General features: G+C 35.0%; 14 protein-coding genes and 2 tRNA genes. 10 read left to right on the top strand and 6 right to left on the bottom strand.

Going from position 1 to position 18847, the window contains the following annotated elements:
* Window positions 1-18: 18 nt before the first annotated feature.
* Entirely contained in the window at window positions 19-6654 is a 6636-nt protein-coding gene (locus tag IMCC3317_RS08130; RefSeq protein ID WP_160129026.1) for a T9SS type B sorting domain-containing protein, read from the top strand.
* Between the two features lie 76 nt (window positions 6655-6730).
* Window positions 6731-7336 carry a hypothetical protein gene (locus IMCC3317_RS08125; RefSeq protein WP_160129025.1) on the top strand — a complete coding sequence of 202 codons (606 nt, stop codon included), beginning with the start codon at window positions 6731-6733 and terminating at the stop codon, window positions 7334-7336.
* 89 nt (window positions 7337-7425) lie between these two features.
* On the opposite strand, the gene IMCC3317_RS08120 is transcribed toward IMCC3317_RS08125, so the two are convergent.
* A complete protein-coding gene (locus tag IMCC3317_RS08120) occupies window positions 7426-8946 on the bottom strand; it encodes an OmpP1/FadL family transporter (protein ID WP_160129024.1) in 1521 nt (506 codons plus the stop codon).
* Between the two features lie 44 nt (window positions 8947-8990).
* Window positions 8991-10031: a hypothetical protein gene (locus IMCC3317_RS08115; RefSeq protein ID WP_160129023.1), complete on the bottom strand. Its 1041-nt coding sequence runs from the start codon at window positions 10029-10031 to the stop codon at window positions 8991-8993.
* 100 nt (window positions 10032-10131) lie between these two features.
* Here IMCC3317_RS08115 and proS point away from each other — a divergent pair, with 100 nt between their 5' ends.
* From proS to rpsT, 4 genes are all read left to right on the top strand, one after another.
* On the top strand, window positions 10132-11610 hold the full coding sequence (gene proS / locus IMCC3317_RS08110; protein WP_160129022.1) for a proline--tRNA ligase: 1479 nt from the start codon (window positions 10132-10134) through the stop codon (window positions 11608-11610).
* 78 nt (window positions 11611-11688) lie between these two features.
* Window positions 11689-11760: transfer RNA gene (locus IMCC3317_RS08105), tRNA-Glu, on the top strand.
* Window positions 11761-11832: 72 nt separating this feature from the next.
* Window positions 11833-11904: transfer RNA gene (locus IMCC3317_RS08100), tRNA-Glu, on the top strand.
* A 39-nt stretch (window positions 11905-11943) separates the two neighbouring features.
* Window positions 11944-12195, top strand: coding sequence for a 30S ribosomal protein S20 (rpsT, locus tag IMCC3317_RS08095; RefSeq protein WP_160129021.1), 252 nt, complete (start codon window positions 11944-11946; stop codon window positions 12193-12195).
* 143 nt (window positions 12196-12338) lie between these two features.
* On the opposite strand, the gene rho is transcribed toward rpsT, so the two are convergent.
* Complete coding sequence (gene rho / locus IMCC3317_RS08090) at window positions 12339-14096, bottom strand: transcription termination factor Rho (RefSeq protein WP_160129020.1); 1758 nt, start codon at window positions 14094-14096, stop codon at window positions 12339-12341.
* Window positions 14097-14277: 181 nt separating this feature from the next.
* Here rho and IMCC3317_RS08085 point away from each other — a divergent pair, with 181 nt between their 5' ends.
* The 4 genes from IMCC3317_RS08085 (at window position 14278) to IMCC3317_RS08070 (ending at window position 17495) form a co-directional block, all read left to right on the top strand.
* The gene (locus IMCC3317_RS08085; protein ID WP_160131890.1) at window positions 14278-14688 is read left to right on the top strand and encodes a DUF4293 domain-containing protein; all 411 of its coding nucleotides are present in this window, start codon (window positions 14278-14280) and stop codon (window positions 14686-14688) included.
* 580 nt (window positions 14689-15268) lie between these two features.
* A complete protein-coding gene (locus tag IMCC3317_RS08080; RefSeq protein ID WP_160129019.1) occupies window positions 15269-16126 on the top strand; it encodes a DUF2589 domain-containing protein in 858 nt (285 codons plus the stop codon).
* Window positions 16127-16145: 19 nt separating this feature from the next.
* Window positions 16146-16919 (top strand): hypothetical protein, encoded by a 774-nt coding sequence (locus IMCC3317_RS08075; protein ID WP_160129018.1) that lies wholly within the window; start codon window positions 16146-16148, stop codon window positions 16917-16919.
* Between the two features lie 30 nt (window positions 16920-16949).
* Entirely contained in the window at window positions 16950-17495 is a 546-nt protein-coding gene (locus IMCC3317_RS08070) for a hypothetical protein (protein ID WP_160129017.1), read from the top strand.
* 100 nt (window positions 17496-17595) lie between these two features.
* Here IMCC3317_RS08070 and IMCC3317_RS08065 read toward each other — a convergent pair whose 3' ends face one another.
* The 3 genes from IMCC3317_RS08065 to IMCC3317_RS08055 form a co-directional block, all read right to left on the bottom strand.
* Window positions 17596-17877: a type II toxin-antitoxin system RelE/ParE family toxin gene (locus IMCC3317_RS08065; RefSeq protein WP_160129016.1), complete on the bottom strand. Its 282-nt coding sequence runs from the start codon at window positions 17875-17877 to the stop codon at window positions 17596-17598.
* An 8-nt stretch (window positions 17878-17885) separates the two neighbouring features.
* Entirely contained in the window at window positions 17886-18104 is a 219-nt protein-coding gene (locus IMCC3317_RS08060) for a tRNA pseudouridine synthase A (RefSeq protein ID WP_160129015.1), read from the bottom strand.
* 103 nt (window positions 18105-18207) lie between these two features.
* On the bottom strand, window positions 18208-18645 hold the full coding sequence (locus IMCC3317_RS08055) for a hypothetical protein (RefSeq protein WP_160129014.1): 438 nt from the start codon (window positions 18643-18645) through the stop codon (window positions 18208-18210).
* Window positions 18646-18847 lie beyond the last annotated feature (202 nt).

Below are 18847 nucleotides of genomic sequence, written 5' to 3'. Positions count from 1 at the left end.
AACCATAAACCACACTTTATGAGGGCTAAAATACTACTTATTTTACTGTTATTTATAGGGCTGCAAGCATACTCGCAGTCAATTACCGTAGACAATACGTACACTCCTGAGCAGTTAGTCGTAGGCGTTTTATTTCAGGATGTTTGTGGAAATGAGCCTGGAAATATTAGAGTAACAAACCATAGTGGAGCAGATAATTTAGCAGGCGAACAAAATGGTGCTAACTTGGGTTTTGAGAGTTATGGTTATTTCAATTCAGGAACTGCAGCTTTTCCATTCTCAGAAGGAATCATATTAAGTAGTTCTAGTTTACTTCCTATTGCTGACAATAGCGGTGCAAACTTAAGTTTTGGGGGAACAAGTTGGGCAGGTGATCCGGATTTACAAGTACTTATTGGTGGTGGTAGTAATGTTTTTAATGCTACTGCTATTGAATTTGAATTTGTTCCTTTATCGGATCGAATTAGTTTTAGGTATATATTAGCATCAGAAGAATACACAACTAGTGCAAATTATCCGTGTGATTTTGCCGATACATTTGCGTTTATATTAAGTGGTCCTGGAATTTCAAATTCTAACCTTTACGATCACGATGCAAATCCAGCAACAGCTGAACTTAACTTAGATTTAGGAGGAAAAAATATTGCATTACTTCCAAACTCAAATATTCCAGCAAGTATAACAAACATTCATACGTTTACTTGTGGTCCTGGACTTGGACAATTTGCCTTTCCAGAATATTACGATACAGCTGGAAGTAATAATGGATCGACTGAATTTGATGGGCAAACCGTTTCTTTAGTAGCCCAATCTGAGGTAATTCCAGGAGAAACATACACCATAAAATTAGTAATATCTGACTATATAGATTCTTCATTTGACTCCGCAGTATTTCTTGAAGGAGGAAGTTTTGATATTGGAGCTTTAGATTTAGGTTTAGATAGATTAATCACAGCAGGAAACCCAGTTTGTGAAGGAGAAACAATCACTTTAAATGCAGAATCGCCTGTAACTACAGCAACATATACATGGTTTATGGATACTGTTGAACTTGTAGGAGAAACAGGGCCAACACTAGATATCACAACATCAGCTATATATTCGGTAAATGTTGCAGTTTCTACAAACTGTAGTATAGATGACAGTGTTGTCATAGAATATGCTCCTGTGCCTATTGCAAATCAACCCAATAACCTGCTAGAATGTGCTCCAGATGGTGTTACGAATGTTGAATTCGACTTGTCGTTAGTGAATAATGATGTGTTACTTACGCAAGATTCAACAATGTTCAATATCTCATACTACAATACACTTGACGATGCAGAAATGGACATAAATCCATTGCCAACACTATACACGAACGCAGGAAATCCTGAAACTGTATTTGTGAGAATAGAAGATTCATCAGGAATGTGTTTTGCAACTACAAATTTTGACTTAGAAGTATACACGTTAGCTGTTGCAAACCCTGTTGCAGATGTAATTATATGTGATGATGATACGAATGATGATGTCGCAAACTTTACACTTACTGACTATGATGTTCAAGTATTGGGGACACAAGATCCTACTCAGTTTACAATAACCTATCATGCATCAATGGATGATGCGCTGAACAATGTAAGTCCATTACCAATAGCATTTACAAACACTACAAATCCTCAAACAATATATGTGAGGATAGAAAATAATGACAATACAAATTGTAATGATACAACTCAATTTGACATTCAACTCAATACACAGCCTATCGCGAATCAGCCTTCAAACATTGCAGCTTGTGATGATAATGGAGATACTTTTGAAGATTTTGACTTTACATTACAAGAACCTTCAATATTAGATACACAAAATCCTGCCGATTTCAATATTACTTTTCATTCCAGTCAAACTGATGCTAACGATGATATGAATCCATTGCCTACAACGTATGCAGGAAGCGATTCAGAAGTAATCTTTGTTCGAATTGAAAGCACAGAAGTAGGAAACGATTGTTTCGCCACGACAAGTTTTACGTTGGCGGTCAATCCATTGCCAGTTGCAGTAACGCCAACGATGTTGCAAGAATGTGATGATGATACTGATGGTTTCTTTCCTTTTACATTAACAGATGCTGATGCAGAAATCCTAGCGGGACAAACTTCTACGGACGCAATGGCAATTACTTATTACGAAACGCCAGGCGAAGCACAAACTGGAGTCGGAACAGCACTTACTTCTCCGTATACCAATACAACTGCGTTTATGCAAACGGTGCATATTCGTATCGTAAATACAGTTACAGGTTGTGTAAACACGTCTACTTTAGATTTACAAGTAAATCCAAGTATCACGGCTAACACACCAACACCGTATAGCGTATGTGATGATTCTGACGGAAATGATACCAATGGACTTGGAACTTTTGACTTGTCAACCAAAGATGCTGAAATATTAGGTGCTTTGGCAGGAACTGCTACGGTAACGTATTACGAAGATGAGACAGTAGCGCAAGCTGGCGTTGCAGGAACAGAAATAGTAGGTTTATACACAACAACAACTCCTTCATTACAAATTATTTATGCACGTGTAGAAGATAATATAACAGGTTGTTTTGATGTTGTAGAAGTAACACTTATTGTAGATCCACTTCCAAACCTAGATAACATTCCACCAATGATTGCGTGTGATTTTAACAATCCAGGTGACATGATGGAAATGTTTGATTTAACGATGCATACCACTACTGTGGAAAACGGACAAGTTGGCTTAACCATTACGTATCATTTGACAGAAATAGACGCAGATACAAATATGGGTGCTGTTACCAATGTAAATGGTACTCATGAAGATTTTATTTGGGTTCGTGCAACAAACTCACTTGGATGTGTGCAAGTAGGAAGCTTTCAATTGCTAGTACGACCACTTCCTGTTTTTGATGTTCCAACGCCGCTAGATGTATGTGACGATGAAACAGCAGACGGAGTAGCACCAACAGATTTATCAGTTAAAAATGATGAAATTACAGCTTCTAATCCAGACTTAAATGTATCCTATCACTTAACGCAAGGCGATGCAGATGGCGATGTCAATGCGCTTGTAATGCCTTATGAAAATACAGCTACACCAACTACATATACGGTTTTTGTTCGTGTAGAAGATATAAATACTGGTTGTCATAATACCACACAACTTACCGTAAACATCAATGATACGCCTGCGGTTTTTCCAGCAACACCTTTAGAATACTGCGACACAGACAACGATGGTTTCGGAATCTTTAACATTCGAAGTACAGAAAGTGAAGTTACAGGCGGCGTCATTCCAGGTCAGGTAACAGTTACTTACCACGAAACTCCAGAAGATGCAGACAATGATGTGAATCCACTTGCTGATACATATACAAATATCAACGCATACAATCAAACAATTTATGTTCGTGTGGAAAATGTAATTACAGGTTGTTTCAATGTAGTTCCACTTGCTTTAATCGTGCATGATTCTCCAGAAATTGCTGGGTTAGATGCGGTAAGTTTAGCAGAATGTGATGACGCTTCCGCAGATGATATTGCTCAGTTCGATCTCACGCAAAGTGAAACAGACATTCTAAACGGAGAAGATCCAACAACGCATACAGTTCGGTATTACAATACGCAAGCAAACGCTATTGCGGGAACAAACACAGGAGAAATCAACAATACAAACGCTTACAGCAACATTCCGCCAAGTCCACAAGTGATTTGGGTTCGTGTGGAAGATATGGCAACAGATTGTTTCAGTATTACGAACTTAACACTGATTGTAAACCAGCTTCCAGTACTGACGCAACTTGCAGGATTAGAAACGTGTGATGCGATTTCTTTAAACAACGGAATTGAAGTTTTTGATTTAACTTCATTAGCAGAACAATTACTAAACAACGTTCCAGGAATCAGCTTGCAATACTATGCAAACATGGCTGATTTGACAAGTGATACACCAATCGCAACTCCAACAATGTATAGCAATACAGAAATTGGTGTACAAACCATTTTTGTAAAAGCAACGAACGATACTACAGGCTGTGAAAACACAATTACTTTCGATCTTAGAGTAAATCCACTGCCAAGTCCAACATTAAATCCAAGTGGAATGCTTGACGCAGAAACCTGTGATGATGACAATGACGGTTTTACTGCTTTTGATTTAGATGCGCTAATCAGTGATATTATCAACAACGAGCCAGATGTTGTATATACTTTTCATGAAACAGAAGCTGACGCGAACAATAACTTAAACGTTTTACCGAGTCCATATACAAACATTGTCATGGACAGTCAAACGATTTATGTGCTTGCTACAAATACCGTTACTGGCTGTTTCACGGTAACTCCATTGCAATTAAATGTAATTCCAATTCCGGTATTGCCATTAAATATTACAGACTTAGAAGAATGTGATGATGCAAACAGTTTAGATGGTTTTGCAATGTTTGATTTGACTGAAACGCAAACAGAAATCTACGGAACACAAACGCCAGGAAACTTCACGCTAAGCTATCACGAAACTGAACAAGATGCGATTGATGATGTTTCACCAATTGTAAATCTTACAAACTATACAAATACTACAATCAATCAACAAACAATTTGGGTGCGATTAGAAGATAACGCAACGGATTGTTACGCAATTGAAGACTTTGATATCATTGTAGTTGGTCCGCCAGTACTTGTGCAACCAACAGCATTTTCACTTTGTGATGACCTCGAAAGTGGCGATGAAAGTGATGAAATTTCAACCTTCGATCTTACTGAAAAATACATCGAAATCACAGGTGGAAATACGAGTTTAACATTGACTTATTACGCAAATCAAGCAGACTTAAACAGTGATACTCCAATTGTTGATCCAACAGCGTATCAAAACGTAACGAATCCGCAAGTGATTTACATTCAAGCAACTAATCCAGCAGGATGTACTACAGATATTACCATGACACTTCGTGTACTTCCAATTCCAACACCAAACACAACGCCAACAATCTTAGAAGCGTGTGATGACGACAGCGATGGAGATGCAACTAACGGAATGCTGATTTTCGATTTAACTCAATCAGAAGATGAAATTGTAGACAATGAAAGTAATGTGAGCGTAAGTTATCATACTACACAAATGGACGCAGATGATGATATCAATCCAATTATTGATCCAACGATGTATAACGTTGACATGGCAAACGCCAATGCAAACGGACAAGTCATTATCTATGTGCGAGTAGAAAGCGACATTCAGATTGATAGCAACATGCTTCCATGTTATAAAATTGTAGAATTACCAGTTGTGGTAAATCCACTTCCTGTGCTAACAGATATTGCTTTTACCTATGTATTTTGTGAATATGACAATGACAATGTAGGTCAATTTGATTGGGATGTTGTCACAGCTTCGCTAGATTTATTAACAACTCCGCAAGATGTAGCAGACTTTACAGTAACGTATCATCCAACTGTGGCAGATGCTTTAGCTGGAACAGGCGCATTAGCCAACGGATTTGAAAACACAACCGATCCACAAACGGTATTTATTAGAGTAGTAAACGATACAACAGGATGTGTAAATACCAACAACATTGCAAGTTTGGAACTCAGTGTAGAACCAATTCCAACAGCAACTGCGCCACCAACGTATGAACTTTGCGCAACAGATCAGGCAGATCAAAATACCGCCGTATTTGATTTAACAACGCTTGATGCAACTATCATAAACGGGCAAATGGACATGGCAGTAGCGTATTATGAAAACATGGCAGATGCCGATGCAGATATCAACGCAATTGCAAATGCAACGAGTTATACAAACACCTCAAATCCGCAAACATTATTTGCGAGAGTTCGTCAAACCATTACTGGTTGTTTATCAGATCCAGTAATCGTGATGTTACAAGTAAATCCATTGCCAGTATTTAGCTTGCCAGCAGATGATATTCTGTGTGTAAATGCAGATACAGGAATAGCAACAGACATCAGAACTATTGGTTCAGACTTTGGCGCAGGATATACGTATCAGTGGACAACACCAAACGGAACATCGACAAACGCAACAGTTACGGTTGATATGGCAGGAACGTACAGCGTAATTGTAACCGACGGAAACAATGCAACCAATTGTACTTTTGATGATAGTGTAACGTACGAGGCATCTTCGTCGCCAAGTATTTTAGACATACAAGTGACCACACCAGCTTTTGCAGATACGCACAATGTGGTTGCAACAGCAAGTGGCGGATCAGGTAGTTACGAATATCAATTAGATGATGGAGATTGGCAAGTAGATGGAACATTCTTAGACCTTCAGCCAGGTGAACATACCGTAACTGTTAGAGACACCAACGGTTGTGGAGAACTTGTAAGAACTTTTGAGTTAATCGACTTTATGCAATTCTTCACTCCAAACGGAGATGAATACCATCCGACATGGAATATTATTGGACTTCGTAATCAGCCAGGTGCTAGAATTTACATTTTTGACAGATATGGAAAATTGCTAAAACAAATAAGTCCAGCAGGACAAGGTTGGGACGGAACGTACAACGGAACGCCAATGCCATCGGCTGATTATTGGTTCAAAGTAGAATATGTAGATCCATTTAACGGATCGCCAAAAGAATTTATCAATCACTTTACGCTGAAGAGATAAATTAAACAGAAAAATAAAATAGTAGAAAAACCGAAGGATCTAAAATTCTTCGGTTTTTTTATGCTTATTTTAGATTATGAAACTCAATCAAGTCATACGTTTTATTGTAATAATTATGCTGATTTTCTTTGTCGCATGTGGTAGAGATCAAAAACAAAAAGTAGTTAAAAAATACGGGAATTATCAAACAGGAAAAGAAAATAGGGAAGTGTTATTAACTTTGAGTAGCTTCAAACAGTATGAAATGTTATTGAATCGTATTGATAATTTGACTTATAGTGATAGTATTCCACAAATTTCAATCAAAAAAGAGAATATTCAAAAAGTTATTAATCTACATAATAGTTCTCCAGAAAGTCTTGAAAGAATTTTACACAAGCAAAAAAATATAATTAAAATTCATAATGATAGTGTTTATAAATTTTCTGTACCATATACATTAGATAGTCTAAAAAATATTATGCAACGAAATTATTTAAACAAAGGGAAACTAGATAGATATTGTAGTAATCCAGAAAAACTTTTGATTCAAATTTCATACAATGACACTTTTGATAATTTGGAAGAAGTATTGCATTTAGTTACAGAATCGTACGATAGTATTCAACCCAAAGTGAGTTTAAAAATATGTTTGATACATTACATAAATTTGAAATTACTATTTCCGACTGAATCAGAGTAAATTTAAAAAAATAAAGCATAAAAAAACCTCATTTTATTACAAATGAGGTTTTAGTAAAGGTTTTTAAATCAATCGGTTGTGATGATATATTATAATTTAAACGAAAGTGATACAGTAACGTTTGAATTTATATTATTAATGTTTGCAACATCAGTTAAACCAGCTTGAAAAAGTTGTGGGTTTTTAGCTTGCTCGCTTCTGTCATAAGCAACATCAACAGACATACTTCCAAAATTATATCCTAATCCTAAAGAGTAGCCATCTAAATCACCAATAGTTGTTCCGTTTTTGTATGGACTTTCCTCAAAGCGATATCCGCCACGTAAACTGAATTGTTTTATTCTGTATTCACCACCAATTCTATAGGTAGAAGCCGTTTGTAGTCGATTTTCAATATTACTATTAGTTGTAATGAAATCGTTGGTAGGACGGATTTTTGCATGTGTGTAATCTTTCAAAGAATAGTCAAAACTAATCAATCCTTGTTTGCCAAAAATGTAAGCAAAACTTCCTGTAATATTTCCTGGAGTAACGATTCTGTGTTGTTTATATGCATTTACAACATTAGGGAAAATGTCTCTTCTCAGAATGTCACTTGGATTGTTTGGATCTCTAAAATCAGTGCTGAAACTTTGAATCAATTCATCATTTAAGCTATACCAAGTTGGCGACTGATACGAAGCTCCTAAACGAACATCTTTCAATTTTAAAATTGCTCCAACTTGAAAAGAAATACCTGTTCCGTAGGTGTATAATTCGTTAGAAAATTCGGCATATTGTAAACCTGAAGTAGCATCAACAGGTGTTTCAATCAATACTTTACGTTCTCTGTAATCTACATCGTGTGAGTTTATGTTTAATCCTAAATATAAATTATCTCTATATTGCGCGGCTACATTAAATGTATATTTTCTGTTGAAACCAGAAGTTTGTAAGATGTAATCATGATCTGCTCCAGAAGCATAATTTGCATTCGGACTGTAAGAAGTATTTGCATCATCATCGACATTTGGATTAATGGCAAATCCTTCATATCCTAAAAAAGCTTGTTGTGCTGCAAAACCATAATCTTCTCCAAGTATCAAATACGTATCTGTGTCACTTTCGCCAGGTTGTTGGGCAATTACGCCTAACTCTTGTCCGTTGGCAAAAAATGTAAAATAATCTCCAATACCTCTAGACTGATTTCGTCCAGTGGCGAAAATAGTATTGTAAAAATTGTTATTATTTTGAACATTTACACCTAGCGATATTTTTTTCCAATCGCTATCGCCCATATTGTTGAAAACAAAAACGATTCCGGCCTGATTCAAATCAAATTCGGATTCATTTCTATTAGTAACTGTTCCAAAATAAGAAACATCATTATCATTGTTATAATTACTCAATGAAACTGCAACCTCACTATTGGTGAAAACAGCCGATCCTGCAGGGTTTATTGAAAATGCAGTGAAATCACCTCCAAGAGCTCCAAAAGCTCCGCTCATTGCTTTAAAACGCGCTGTTCCGTTTAAGTTTTCAGTAGAATACCGAACAACATCGCTTATATTTTGGGAATTACTTACAGACATAGTAAGCACACCTATGAATAGTATAAATACTTTTTTCATAATTTTTTTAGTATTTCTTTAGGATAATATATTAATGTGTGTGATTAGTTTCTTCCACCTCTTTTTGATGAACTTCTGCTAGAAGAACTACTTCCTGATGATCTTGTAGATGAAGAAGAGCTTCTGCTTGATGATGATCTTACAGATGGACGACTGCTAGAAGACCGCGTAGATCTTGTTTGACTATTGTTTCTAGTAGCTCTCGTATTGGTATTAGTATTTCTCGTGTTTCTTGTAGCTCTAGTGTTTGTGTTTCTTGTATTTCTAGTTGATCTTACGGTATTATTGTTATTGCGAGTATTTCTAGTTGATCTTATGGTATTATTGTTATTACGAGTATTTCTAGTTGATCTAATAGTACTATTACTATTTCTTATTGAAGAACGAGTATTTGAATATCTACTAATACTGTTTCTATTTGTAGTTCTTGAGTAGTAATTAGCTCTTCTATTTGCTGAAGCTCTACTTGCGTAATTTCTTCTTCCTCTATTATATGCGTATCCGTTGTAACCATTTCTGTAATATGGATTACCCCAGTTTGATCCGTAATATCCTCCGTAACCGCCATAATATCCATACGATCCGTAATATCCTCCGTACCCACAAAGTCCTGCATTCCAGCCCCAATTGTTCCAGCCGTTATTCCAACCGTTGTTCCAACCCCAAAAACCTCTGTTCCATAATCCATATCTGTAAGGAGAATAGAAACCAAAGCCACCGCTGTAAACATTAATAGTAATATCTTCGGTAGTTTGTCCCCAAGCAGAATAACTTTCGGTATATCCAATTGCGTCAACATTAACTTCAGAGTCACCGTTTTCTTGACTAGAATATGAATCTACATCTGTAAAAACATCTCCATAGACATCATCTGCCTCAAGTGATTTTTGTTCAAAATAATTTTGATATGGGTCATTGCCAGTATTTACAACTTCAGTAGTTTGTGTTCTTTCTTGGTCAGAACTATAAATACCATCATCATACGTAGCTTGTTGATACGTACCACATGATGTTAACGTTAAAAAAGTGATGGCTAAAACGTGTATAGCGCTTATGTTGTTTTTTAAATGGTAAATTACTCGCATATCTCCTAGATTTAATTGTTGAACAATACAAAAATAGTTAGTTTTGTCGAAACTATTTTATATTTAACATATTCACAATATTTGTGCCAAACTACTAAAGATGAGCAAGAAATTAACAAAGAGAACAGAGGATTACTCAAAATGGTATAACGAATTGGTCGTAAAGGCTGATTTAGCTGAGAACTCAGCCGTTAGAGGTTGTATGGTAATCAAACCGTATGGCTATGCAATTTGGGAAAAAATGCAGGCACAATTAGATAAAATGTTTAAAGAAACTGGACATGAAAACGCCTATTTTCCACTATTTGTACCAAAAAGTCTCTTTGAAGCAGAAGAAAAAAACGCAGAAGGCTTCGCAAAAGAGTGTGCAGTCGTAACACATTATCGATTAAAATCGGATCCAGATAACGAAGGAAAACTCATTGTTGACCCAAATGCAAAACTAGAAGAAGAGCTAATTGTGCGTCCAACAAGTGAAGCAATTATTTGGAGCACCTATAAAAAATGGATTCAATCATACAGAGATTTACCAATCTTAATCAATCAGTGGGCAAATGTTGTGCGTTGGGAAATGCGTACGCGTTTATTCTTAAGAACAGCCGAATTTTTATGGCAAGAAGGACACACAGCACACGCAACAAAAGCAGAAGCCATAACGGAATCACTACTAATGCAAAAAGTATATGCTGAATTTGCAGAAGATTTCATGGCAATGCCAGTTATAAAAGGAGCAAAAACTGAAAGCGAACGTTTTGCAGGAGCAGTAGATACCCATACAATTGAAGCGTTAATGCAAGATGGGAAAGCATTACAAGCTGGAACATCGCACTTTTTAGGGCAAAACTTTGCAGAAGCATTCGATGTAAAATATGTAACCAAAGAAGGAAAACAAGAATTAGTTTGGGCAACCTCTTGGGGAGTTTCTACGCGATTAGTAGGCGGATTAATTATGACACACAGTGACGACGCAGGATTGGTATTGCCACCAAAACTAGCGCCAATCCAAGTTGTATTTGTACCGATATATAAAAATGATGAGCAATTTGATGCAATTGCTGAAAAAGTAACAGAAATAACCGATCAATTAAAAGCAAAAGGAGTTTCTTTCAAGTTTGATAAAAGAGATACGCTACGACCAGGCGCCAAATTTGCTGAATGGGAATTAAAAGGAGTTCCATTACGAATTGCCATAGGCGCACGTGATCTAGAAAATGGTACGCTAGAAATTGCTCGTAGAGATACATTTGAAAAACAATCAGTAGCACAAGACGAAGTCGTAGAAACTGTTTTAAATCTCTTAGAGAAAATTCAAGAAAACTTATTCTCCAAAGCAAAAAATTACAGAGATGAACATACTACAACAGTAGATACATTTGAAGAATTCAAAAATGTAATAGAAAAGAAAGGCGGATTTGTTTTAGCACATTGGGATGGTACAGCGGAAACAGAAAATAAAATAAAAGAATTAACAAAAGCAACTATTCGTTGTATTCCTCTAGATGCTTTGGAAGAAGAAGGGAAATGTGTATATTCGGGACAGAAATCAACTAAGAGAGTGTTATTTGCAAAAGCATATTAAAAAAAGTTGAAAAAACTTTTAAAAATCCTTGGAGCGTATAAAAATAGTTGTATTTTTGCCTCCGCTAACAGAAATAATGGCCCGTTCGTCTAGGGGTTAGGACGCCAGGTTTTCATCCTGGTAACAGGGGTTCGAATCCCCTACGGGCTACTAATATTTCTGTAAGTTTTATTTGCAAATCTTAATTAATAAATTAAATTTGCATCCTCATTGAAAAATGATGGCCCGTTCGTCTAGGGGTTAGGACGCCAGGTTTTCATCCTGGTAACAGGGGTTCGAATCCCCTACGGGCTACTAAACATTAAGTTTAAAAAAAGATAATTAAAAAAAGAGATGGCAAATCACAAGTCAGCATTAAAGAGAATCAGAAGTAACGAGACGAAGCGTCTAAGAAACAAATATCAGCACAAAACTACGCGTAATGCTATTAAGAAATTAAAAGACATTACAGATAAGAAAGAAGCTGAAGCTTTATTCTCAAATGTAGTATCAATGATTGATAAGCTAGCAAAGCGTAATATTATCCATGATAATAAAGCTGCTAACTTAAAATCTAAGCTTGCTAAGCACGTAAGTACTTTATAATAAAAAGTAATTTACTCATGATATATAACTCCAACTTGGTTGGAGTTTTTTTTGTACCTAATAGTTACCTGAAAAAATCACACTAAAAAAGCTGCTTACAATTTGTAAGCAGCTTTTACTATTTTTAAAAAACTCTAACTCTTCTATGTGTTCATAGAAATCAAGAACTCTTCGTTATTTCTTGTTTGTTTAATTCGTTGATTGATAAATTCCATAGCTTCTACAGGATTCATGTCAGCTAAATACTTACGCATTACCCACATACGTTGAATCGTGTTTTCATCTAATAATAAATCATCTCTTCGCGTACTTGAAGAAGTAAGATCAATAGCAGGGAAAATTCTACGATTAGAAATCTTACGATCCAATTGAAGTTCCATGTTACCAGTTCCTTTAAACTCTTCAAAAATAACCTCATCCATCTTAGAACCAGTTTCTGTTAAAGCAGTTGCAATAATAGATAATGATCCGCCACCTTCAATATTACGGGCAGCTCCAAAGAAACGTTTTGGTTTATGTAAAGCATTTGCATCAACACCACCACTTAATATTTTTCCAGAAGCAGGTTGTACGGTGTTATAAGCTCTAGCAAGTCTTGTGATAGAATCTAACAAGATTACTACATCATGACCACATTCTACCAAACGTTTTGCTTTTTCTAATACAATATTAGCCACTTTAACGTGATCTGTAGCTTCTTTATCAAAAGTTGAAGCAATTACTTCTCCTTTTACATTACGTTGCATGTCGGTTACTTCCTCAGGACGTTCATCAATCAATAAAACAATTTGATAAACTTCAGGATGATTCGCAGCAATTGCATTGGCAACATCTTTCAATAACATGGTTTTACCAGTTTTTGGTTGCGATACAATCATTCCTCTTTGTCCTTTTCCAATAGGAGCGAATAAATCCATAATTCGTGTAGAAATTGTGCTTTGGCGTTCCGCTAAATTAAATTTCTCATCTGGAAATAATGGCGTTAAATGCTCAAAAGCAACACGATCTCTTACCACTTGCGGATCTTGTCCGTTAATTTTACTAACCTTAATCAGTGGAAAATACTTTTCTCCTTCTTTCGGCGGTCTAACAATACCTAAAACAGTATCTCCAGTTTTCAATCCGAACAAACGAATTTGCGATTGAGATACATAAATATCATCAGGAGATGACAAATAATTATAATCAGATGATCTCAAAAAGCCATATCCATCTTGCATAATGTCCAAAACGCCTTCACTTTCAATAATTCCGTCAAACTCAAAATCAGGCTCGCGGTAGCGATTACGCTGATCTTTATTTCCGTTATTCTTCTGTGAATGATCTTTCTTATTCGTATGCTTATTACTTTGCTGAAGATGATCTTTCTTTGGTTTATGACTACTTGGTTGTTGCTTATTACTGTTTGATTGCTCATTTCCAGACTTCTTTGAATCCTCTTTCTTAGGATGAACAGGTGTATTCAAATTCTTTTCTGGAGCTTTACGAACTGGTTTATTCAGTTTTCTAGGAGCTGGAGTAGTTACTTTTTCAGGATCTCTTGCTTCTGGCTTCTTTATTTCAGGCTTAGATTCCGAAGGAACAACCTTTGGAGCAACAGCTTTTGGAGCAACAGCTTTCGCTGGAATAGCCTTTGGAGCCGTATCTTTCTTTTCAGTTCTTGGATTAGGATCTCTCTTAATTCGCCTTCTTTTGCTTGAATCAGCATCCGTAGTTTCAGTAGCTTTTGGTTCAGCTTTTATAATAGGCGCTACTGATTCAGGATTTATAGCTTGATGATCTAATATCTTATAAATTAAATCTAGTTTTTTTAAAGTCCTATACTTCGGGACAGCTAAAGTTTTAGCTATTTCCTGTAATTCGGGGAGTTTTTTGCTTTTTAATTCTGAAATTTCTAACATTTATTGGATTATAAAGAATTGTTTTTTGAGAAATTGAGTGATAAAGTACTCGTATGAAGTGTGTAAATCTACTTAGTAACAATAGATTATGAATTATCTATGCAATAATACAAATTTATTTTAATAAACAAAATAGTATTTTATGAAAAGAACTATTATTTTTGTCAACCAATTCAAAGATATGATTCAAAGAATACAAAGTATATACATGTTATTAGTCGCGGCAATAGCTGGTGGTTTAACATTTATATTCAGTTTGTATACACTAGAAAGTGGCGTAGAAGTTTTTGCAAAAGACGATTCATTGTATATTGGTTTATTCATGGCGTCAGCAATATTAGCCATCATCACTATCTTTTTATTCAAAAATAGAAAATTACAATTTGTGTTGAATCGGTTCAACATCATATTTAACCTTATTTTATTAGGAGTTTTTGTATATCGAATGCTAACGTTATCTGGAGAGACAGCAGTCTCAGAGAAAGGTATTGGGATCATTATTCCGATTATTTCTATCGTTTTATTAGTGCTCGCAAACCGAGCAATTAAAAAGGATGAAGATCTTGTAAAATCTGTAGATCGATTACGATAAACCTAACATCTTAGTGCGTAGAAAACTTCAAAGTGTCAAAACTTTGGAGTTTTTGTTTTTAGTGAAACTCAATTTTGAAAAGCTTGTGCTGAACTTGATTCAGTATCTAAGACGCATTTAAAAGTGTAAGTCGAACTAAAGGTTGTCTAAAAAGCAGTCATTGCGAATGAAATGAAGCAATCAGTCAGATTTAAGTTATTGATTTACAAGATTACTTCGAAATTAAAAATTTCTCGTAATGACCTTATTTAAACTTTTTTAGACAAGCCTCCTTGGGTTCATATTTCTTTCATTTACAAAATCTAAATAAGTACTCAGTATTTCAATCATTTAATTCTTTAATCTTTCAATCAAAAAGTACTACATATTGAACGATACAAATCTCAGTTAAACACAGAGGTTTTTTATTCCTAAAGATTTACACTAAAAATTAAATAGTGTTTTTCCTGTACCATTCTAGTTAACTTCCTTGCATTCTTCTCTTTCAATAATGGCAAATTTGTCTTGTACAATTTCGAAACTGAACAGGCGATAACCGAAAAGCCTTTAGAATAGAGTAGGTGAAACAAAAAACAATTTTATGAGTTTATCAAAATATAACCCAGGACAAGAACTGGCGAGTATCGATTTTGAATCTATGATTGGAGGTCCATTAATCTCAGTTGTGAACGCGCAAGCGCAAGCATCAATGAGTTCCGTAGACTTTATCCAAAAAGTAGGATTCACAGAAGACAAAGAACCAATATATGTGTCTTTTAAATATCCAAAACAAGTAGCTCCGTACCGAGAAGGAAATGAAGGGCAAGTTATTGCTGTGAATGTAACAGCAGCGGGAAGCGGATATACTGTTGCGCCAACTGTTGCAATTTCTGGTACTGGTGGAGCTGGATCTACAGGAACGGCTTATTTGACTCCTTCTGGAGGAATTGATCGTATTGAGGTAGATAATCCTGGAAGTGGTTATCCTTCAACAGGAACAACAATTGCGATTACTCCAAATGCAGCAGACACAGGTGTAACAACAGCGACAGCGACTGTTGCCGTAGGAGCAGAAGAAGCAAAAGCAGCACAATTTCAAGAAATGAGAATTGAAGTGCCAATCTTAACAATGTTACCAATTCCTTTTATTCGTATTGATGAAACTACAGTAGATTTCAACGCGAAAATTAATTCAGTAGAATCTAGAAATGTAGAAACTGAGTTTGGTATCAAAGGAGATTTAACAGTAAAACAACGTTGGCCAGGCGGATCAGCAAAATTAAGTGTATCTGCATCCTATAAGCGTAAATCGCAACAAGGATTCAACATAGAAAAAACATATTCTATGGCAGTACACGTAAGAGCTGTTCAAGATGAAATGCCGGCAGGAATGGAAAAACTGTTAGGAATTTTAGAAAATGCAATTGTTTCAACTCCAACTGCAATACCAGCAGCTTAATTTAATAGGAAAAAAAACAATGGCAAATTTACAAGATTATTTAGGGACATTAGTCGCTAGTGTAAATCAAGCAAGAGTATTGGCGGATATTGAATCCGCCAACATTGCTGAACAATATGCACAGCATCGTTTATTAAAACATTTTTCAATTCCTCGAATGAAAATGCAAAATGTAGAATTTACGATTCCTGTGGCGATAGATCACGTGGAAACCACAGAGCCAAGAGATTATCAACCAATTGATAATAAAGATTTTGTGTCGAAAGCGTATGACGAACTAACAAACGTATATCAAGTAAGAAGTTTTGACAGAACATCATCTCTTCAACTAAGAAAAATGTTATATATGGAGGCTGATTTACTGGAAACACGTTTAAAAGCAGGTGAAAATATTCAAGTTGCATTACAACAATTTTCAGACAAAGTTTCAGGTCAAGCACTTGAAATAAAAACGCCTTCTCTGTCAACATCAACTTCCACATCGGCATCAGCATCAGCATCAACATTGGCTGGAGCTACCTCTAAAAAAGCGAAAGCAGCAAAAGAGGCGACAACTATTTCAAGAGATGCAATGAGTCAGAAAATCTTAACGCGATTACAGCCAGAAGTCAAAGCAAAAGAAATGCAACGAAACATTGAAAACGCGAATGTAATTGTAGAAGCAAGTAGACTTAGAGAGCAGAAAACAGAAAATATGGTGTTCATTAAAATGACCGTCCTAGAAGAAAGTATGGAATGGCATACTATTGAAAACGAAGATGGTACAAGCAGATCAACATTGTCACCAGAGTAGCATTCAGAGAAAAAATGTAAAACAATACCCATGAACAAATCTTTAGTAGATATCGTAGAAAAATGTAAAAACCTTTTGTTTCAAGTTCCAAAATTAGCAGATAAACTAGGAGAAAAAGATATGCACTTCATTGCGGAACTCACAAAATGGTTACAAGAATCAGAAGAATTCTTAAAAACATACAACTACGCACAATGTTCAGAGATAGCAGGATTCAGGAGTCAACTCATGACTCCTTTGTTATCCTCTGAGAAAAATTCGTCCAAACGAAAAGAACAATTATATGTAGCTTCTACCATATTATATCCAGCGCAAAGTGTGTTGCATTCGGTTTTAGAGCCTATAGAATTTAAAGTAGAACAAGCACGAGAAATTGTTGCGCAATTATTACAATTGGCAAAACAAGCAGGCATGATTCGCTATGAAGCCAATATAGATTTCAATACGTATATCATGGGAATTTTTGAAATGTTTAAAAGTCACGAGCAACTCAAAGCGAGTATGACAAAGGTCTTAACAATGGTAAACCGATCAGATGTTTTGCGAATTATGGCGGAGGAAATTGATTTTTCTTAATTAATTTAATCATAAGAAATCTAAAATAGTTTTATAAAATGAACTCGATGCTTTTAATTGACTTTTGTAGCGTTAATTTTAGTTGTAAAATAGTAATTTTCTAGTCAGTTGGTTTTTCTTGAAATCTAATGAATCCAAAAAGTTCAATTTGATTTTCATGTATTCTAAATACTATTGTATATCCTTTATGAACTAAATCTCTTATTGAATCATTTTCAAAGTAGATTGATTTTCGGAATAAATATGGGTTTTCAGGTATACTTTTAATTCGTTGTAGTAACTCAGACTTTAGCTTTCTTGCAGATTTTGGATTATTCTTTGCAATATATTTTAATTGTTTTTCAAATCTTTCAACAAAAGTATCTTTATATATGATTTTCATGGAAAAACTTAAACTATTTCATTCAATCTATCTTCAAAATCCTGCTGAGATATGAAATTGGCTTTTCCACTTTCAATTTCATTTAATTCGTTATGTAAATAATTTTGTGTCGCTGTAAAATCAGAAGCATCACTTACAATTTCAATTTCTTCTTTATTGAATTTGCTTAATAACCATATAAATTTATCATAAACCTTATCGTTAATTTTTAGCTGTATAGTGCGCATAATATTCTGTTTTAAACAAAAATACAAAAAAAGAGTTTAAACTTTATTTTTTTAAATGAGTTCTTTTTTTACTAATATTTAGAACGTTGTTGGTGTGTAATTTTTATATTTTTCCACTAATAATTCCGAAAACAATTAAAGAGTTCATAATTAAAAAGAACATTCCAACCATATTTATGAAAATCATCTTATTCATCACGTTCTTTACTTTTAGTATTCCCCAAAACCCGAATCCAAATATCGTTAAACAGATTAAAAGTCCTCCAATTTCATAAGTAAAAGGAAGACCTATACTAGGTAGCCAAAGAATAAGAAAAACCGCGATTAGAGTATTTTGAATTTTCCGTTCATTCGGATTTTCAATATTCTTAAGAGTTATTATTCCAGATACTATAAAAGGGATACTAATCAGGAGATTTAGTCCAATTAATAATTCATCCCAGGCAAATGGTTTTATCAATATGAATAAAAACAAAGAGATAGAAACAATTGAAAGTCCTATGACATTAATTAAACTTAGATATTTTATAGTTTCTCTCATTCTTGTAATGCATGCTAACGTTTTTGTGTATAGTTAGTTGCGTGGTGAAGCACGTAATTTAGCGAATATAAACCGAATAGAAAACCCGTGATAATTTTCGTGAGTAGTCTATAAAACAAGCAGCTAATTTAATACGGTGTTGCCAATTGTTCTTTTTTATTCAAATATTATTTTATAAGTCAAAGGTTCCATTTTAAATTCA

This window comes from Kordia antarctica (assembly GCF_009901525.1).
Classification (GTDB): domain Bacteria; phylum Bacteroidota; class Bacteroidia; order Flavobacteriales; family Flavobacteriaceae; genus Kordia; species Kordia antarctica.
The sequence above is the reverse complement of the archived record's forward strand: the minus strand, read 5'-3'. Positions and strand labels throughout refer to the sequence as shown.

Bases quoted from the DNA above. Each gene is read 5' to 3' on its own strand.
- IMCC3317_RS08130 (WP_160129026.1), top strand. From the start codon at position 19: ATGAGGGCTAAAATACTACTTATTTTACTGTTATTTATAGGGCTGCAA.
- IMCC3317_RS08125 (WP_160129025.1), top strand. From the start codon at position 6,731: ATGAAACTCAATCAAGTCATACGTTTTATTGTAATAATTATGCTGATT.
- IMCC3317_RS08120 (WP_160129024.1), bottom strand. From the start codon at position 8,946: ATGAAAAAAGTATTTATACTATTCATAGGTGTGCTTACTATGTCTGTA.
- IMCC3317_RS08115 (WP_160129023.1), bottom strand. From the start codon at position 10,031: ATGCGAGTAATTTACCATTTAAAAAACAACATAAGCGCTATACACGTT.
- proS (WP_160129022.1), top strand. From the start codon at position 10,132: ATGAGCAAGAAATTAACAAAGAGAACAGAGGATTACTCAAAATGGTAT.
- rpsT (WP_160129021.1), top strand. From the start codon at position 11,944: ATGGCAAATCACAAGTCAGCATTAAAGAGAATCAGAAGTAACGAGACG.
- rho (WP_160129020.1), bottom strand. From the start codon at position 14,096: ATGTTAGAAATTTCAGAATTAAAAAGCAAAAAACTCCCCGAATTACAG.
- IMCC3317_RS08085 (WP_160131890.1), top strand. From the start codon at position 14,278: ATGATTCAAAGAATACAAAGTATATACATGTTATTAGTCGCGGCAATA.
- IMCC3317_RS08080 (WP_160129019.1), top strand. From the start codon at position 15,269: ATGAGTTTATCAAAATATAACCCAGGACAAGAACTGGCGAGTATCGAT.
- IMCC3317_RS08075 (WP_160129018.1), top strand. From the start codon at position 16,146: ATGGCAAATTTACAAGATTATTTAGGGACATTAGTCGCTAGTGTAAAT.
- IMCC3317_RS08070 (WP_160129017.1), top strand. From the start codon at position 16,950: ATGAACAAATCTTTAGTAGATATCGTAGAAAAATGTAAAAACCTTTTG.
- IMCC3317_RS08065 (WP_160129016.1), bottom strand. From the start codon at position 17,877: ATGAAAATCATATATAAAGATACTTTTGTTGAAAGATTTGAAAAACAA.
- IMCC3317_RS08060 (WP_160129015.1), bottom strand. From the start codon at position 18,104: ATGCGCACTATACAGCTAAAAATTAACGATAAGGTTTATGATAAATTT.
- IMCC3317_RS08055 (WP_160129014.1), bottom strand. From the start codon at position 18,645: ATGAGAGAAACTATAAAATATCTAAGTTTAATTAATGTCATAGGACTT.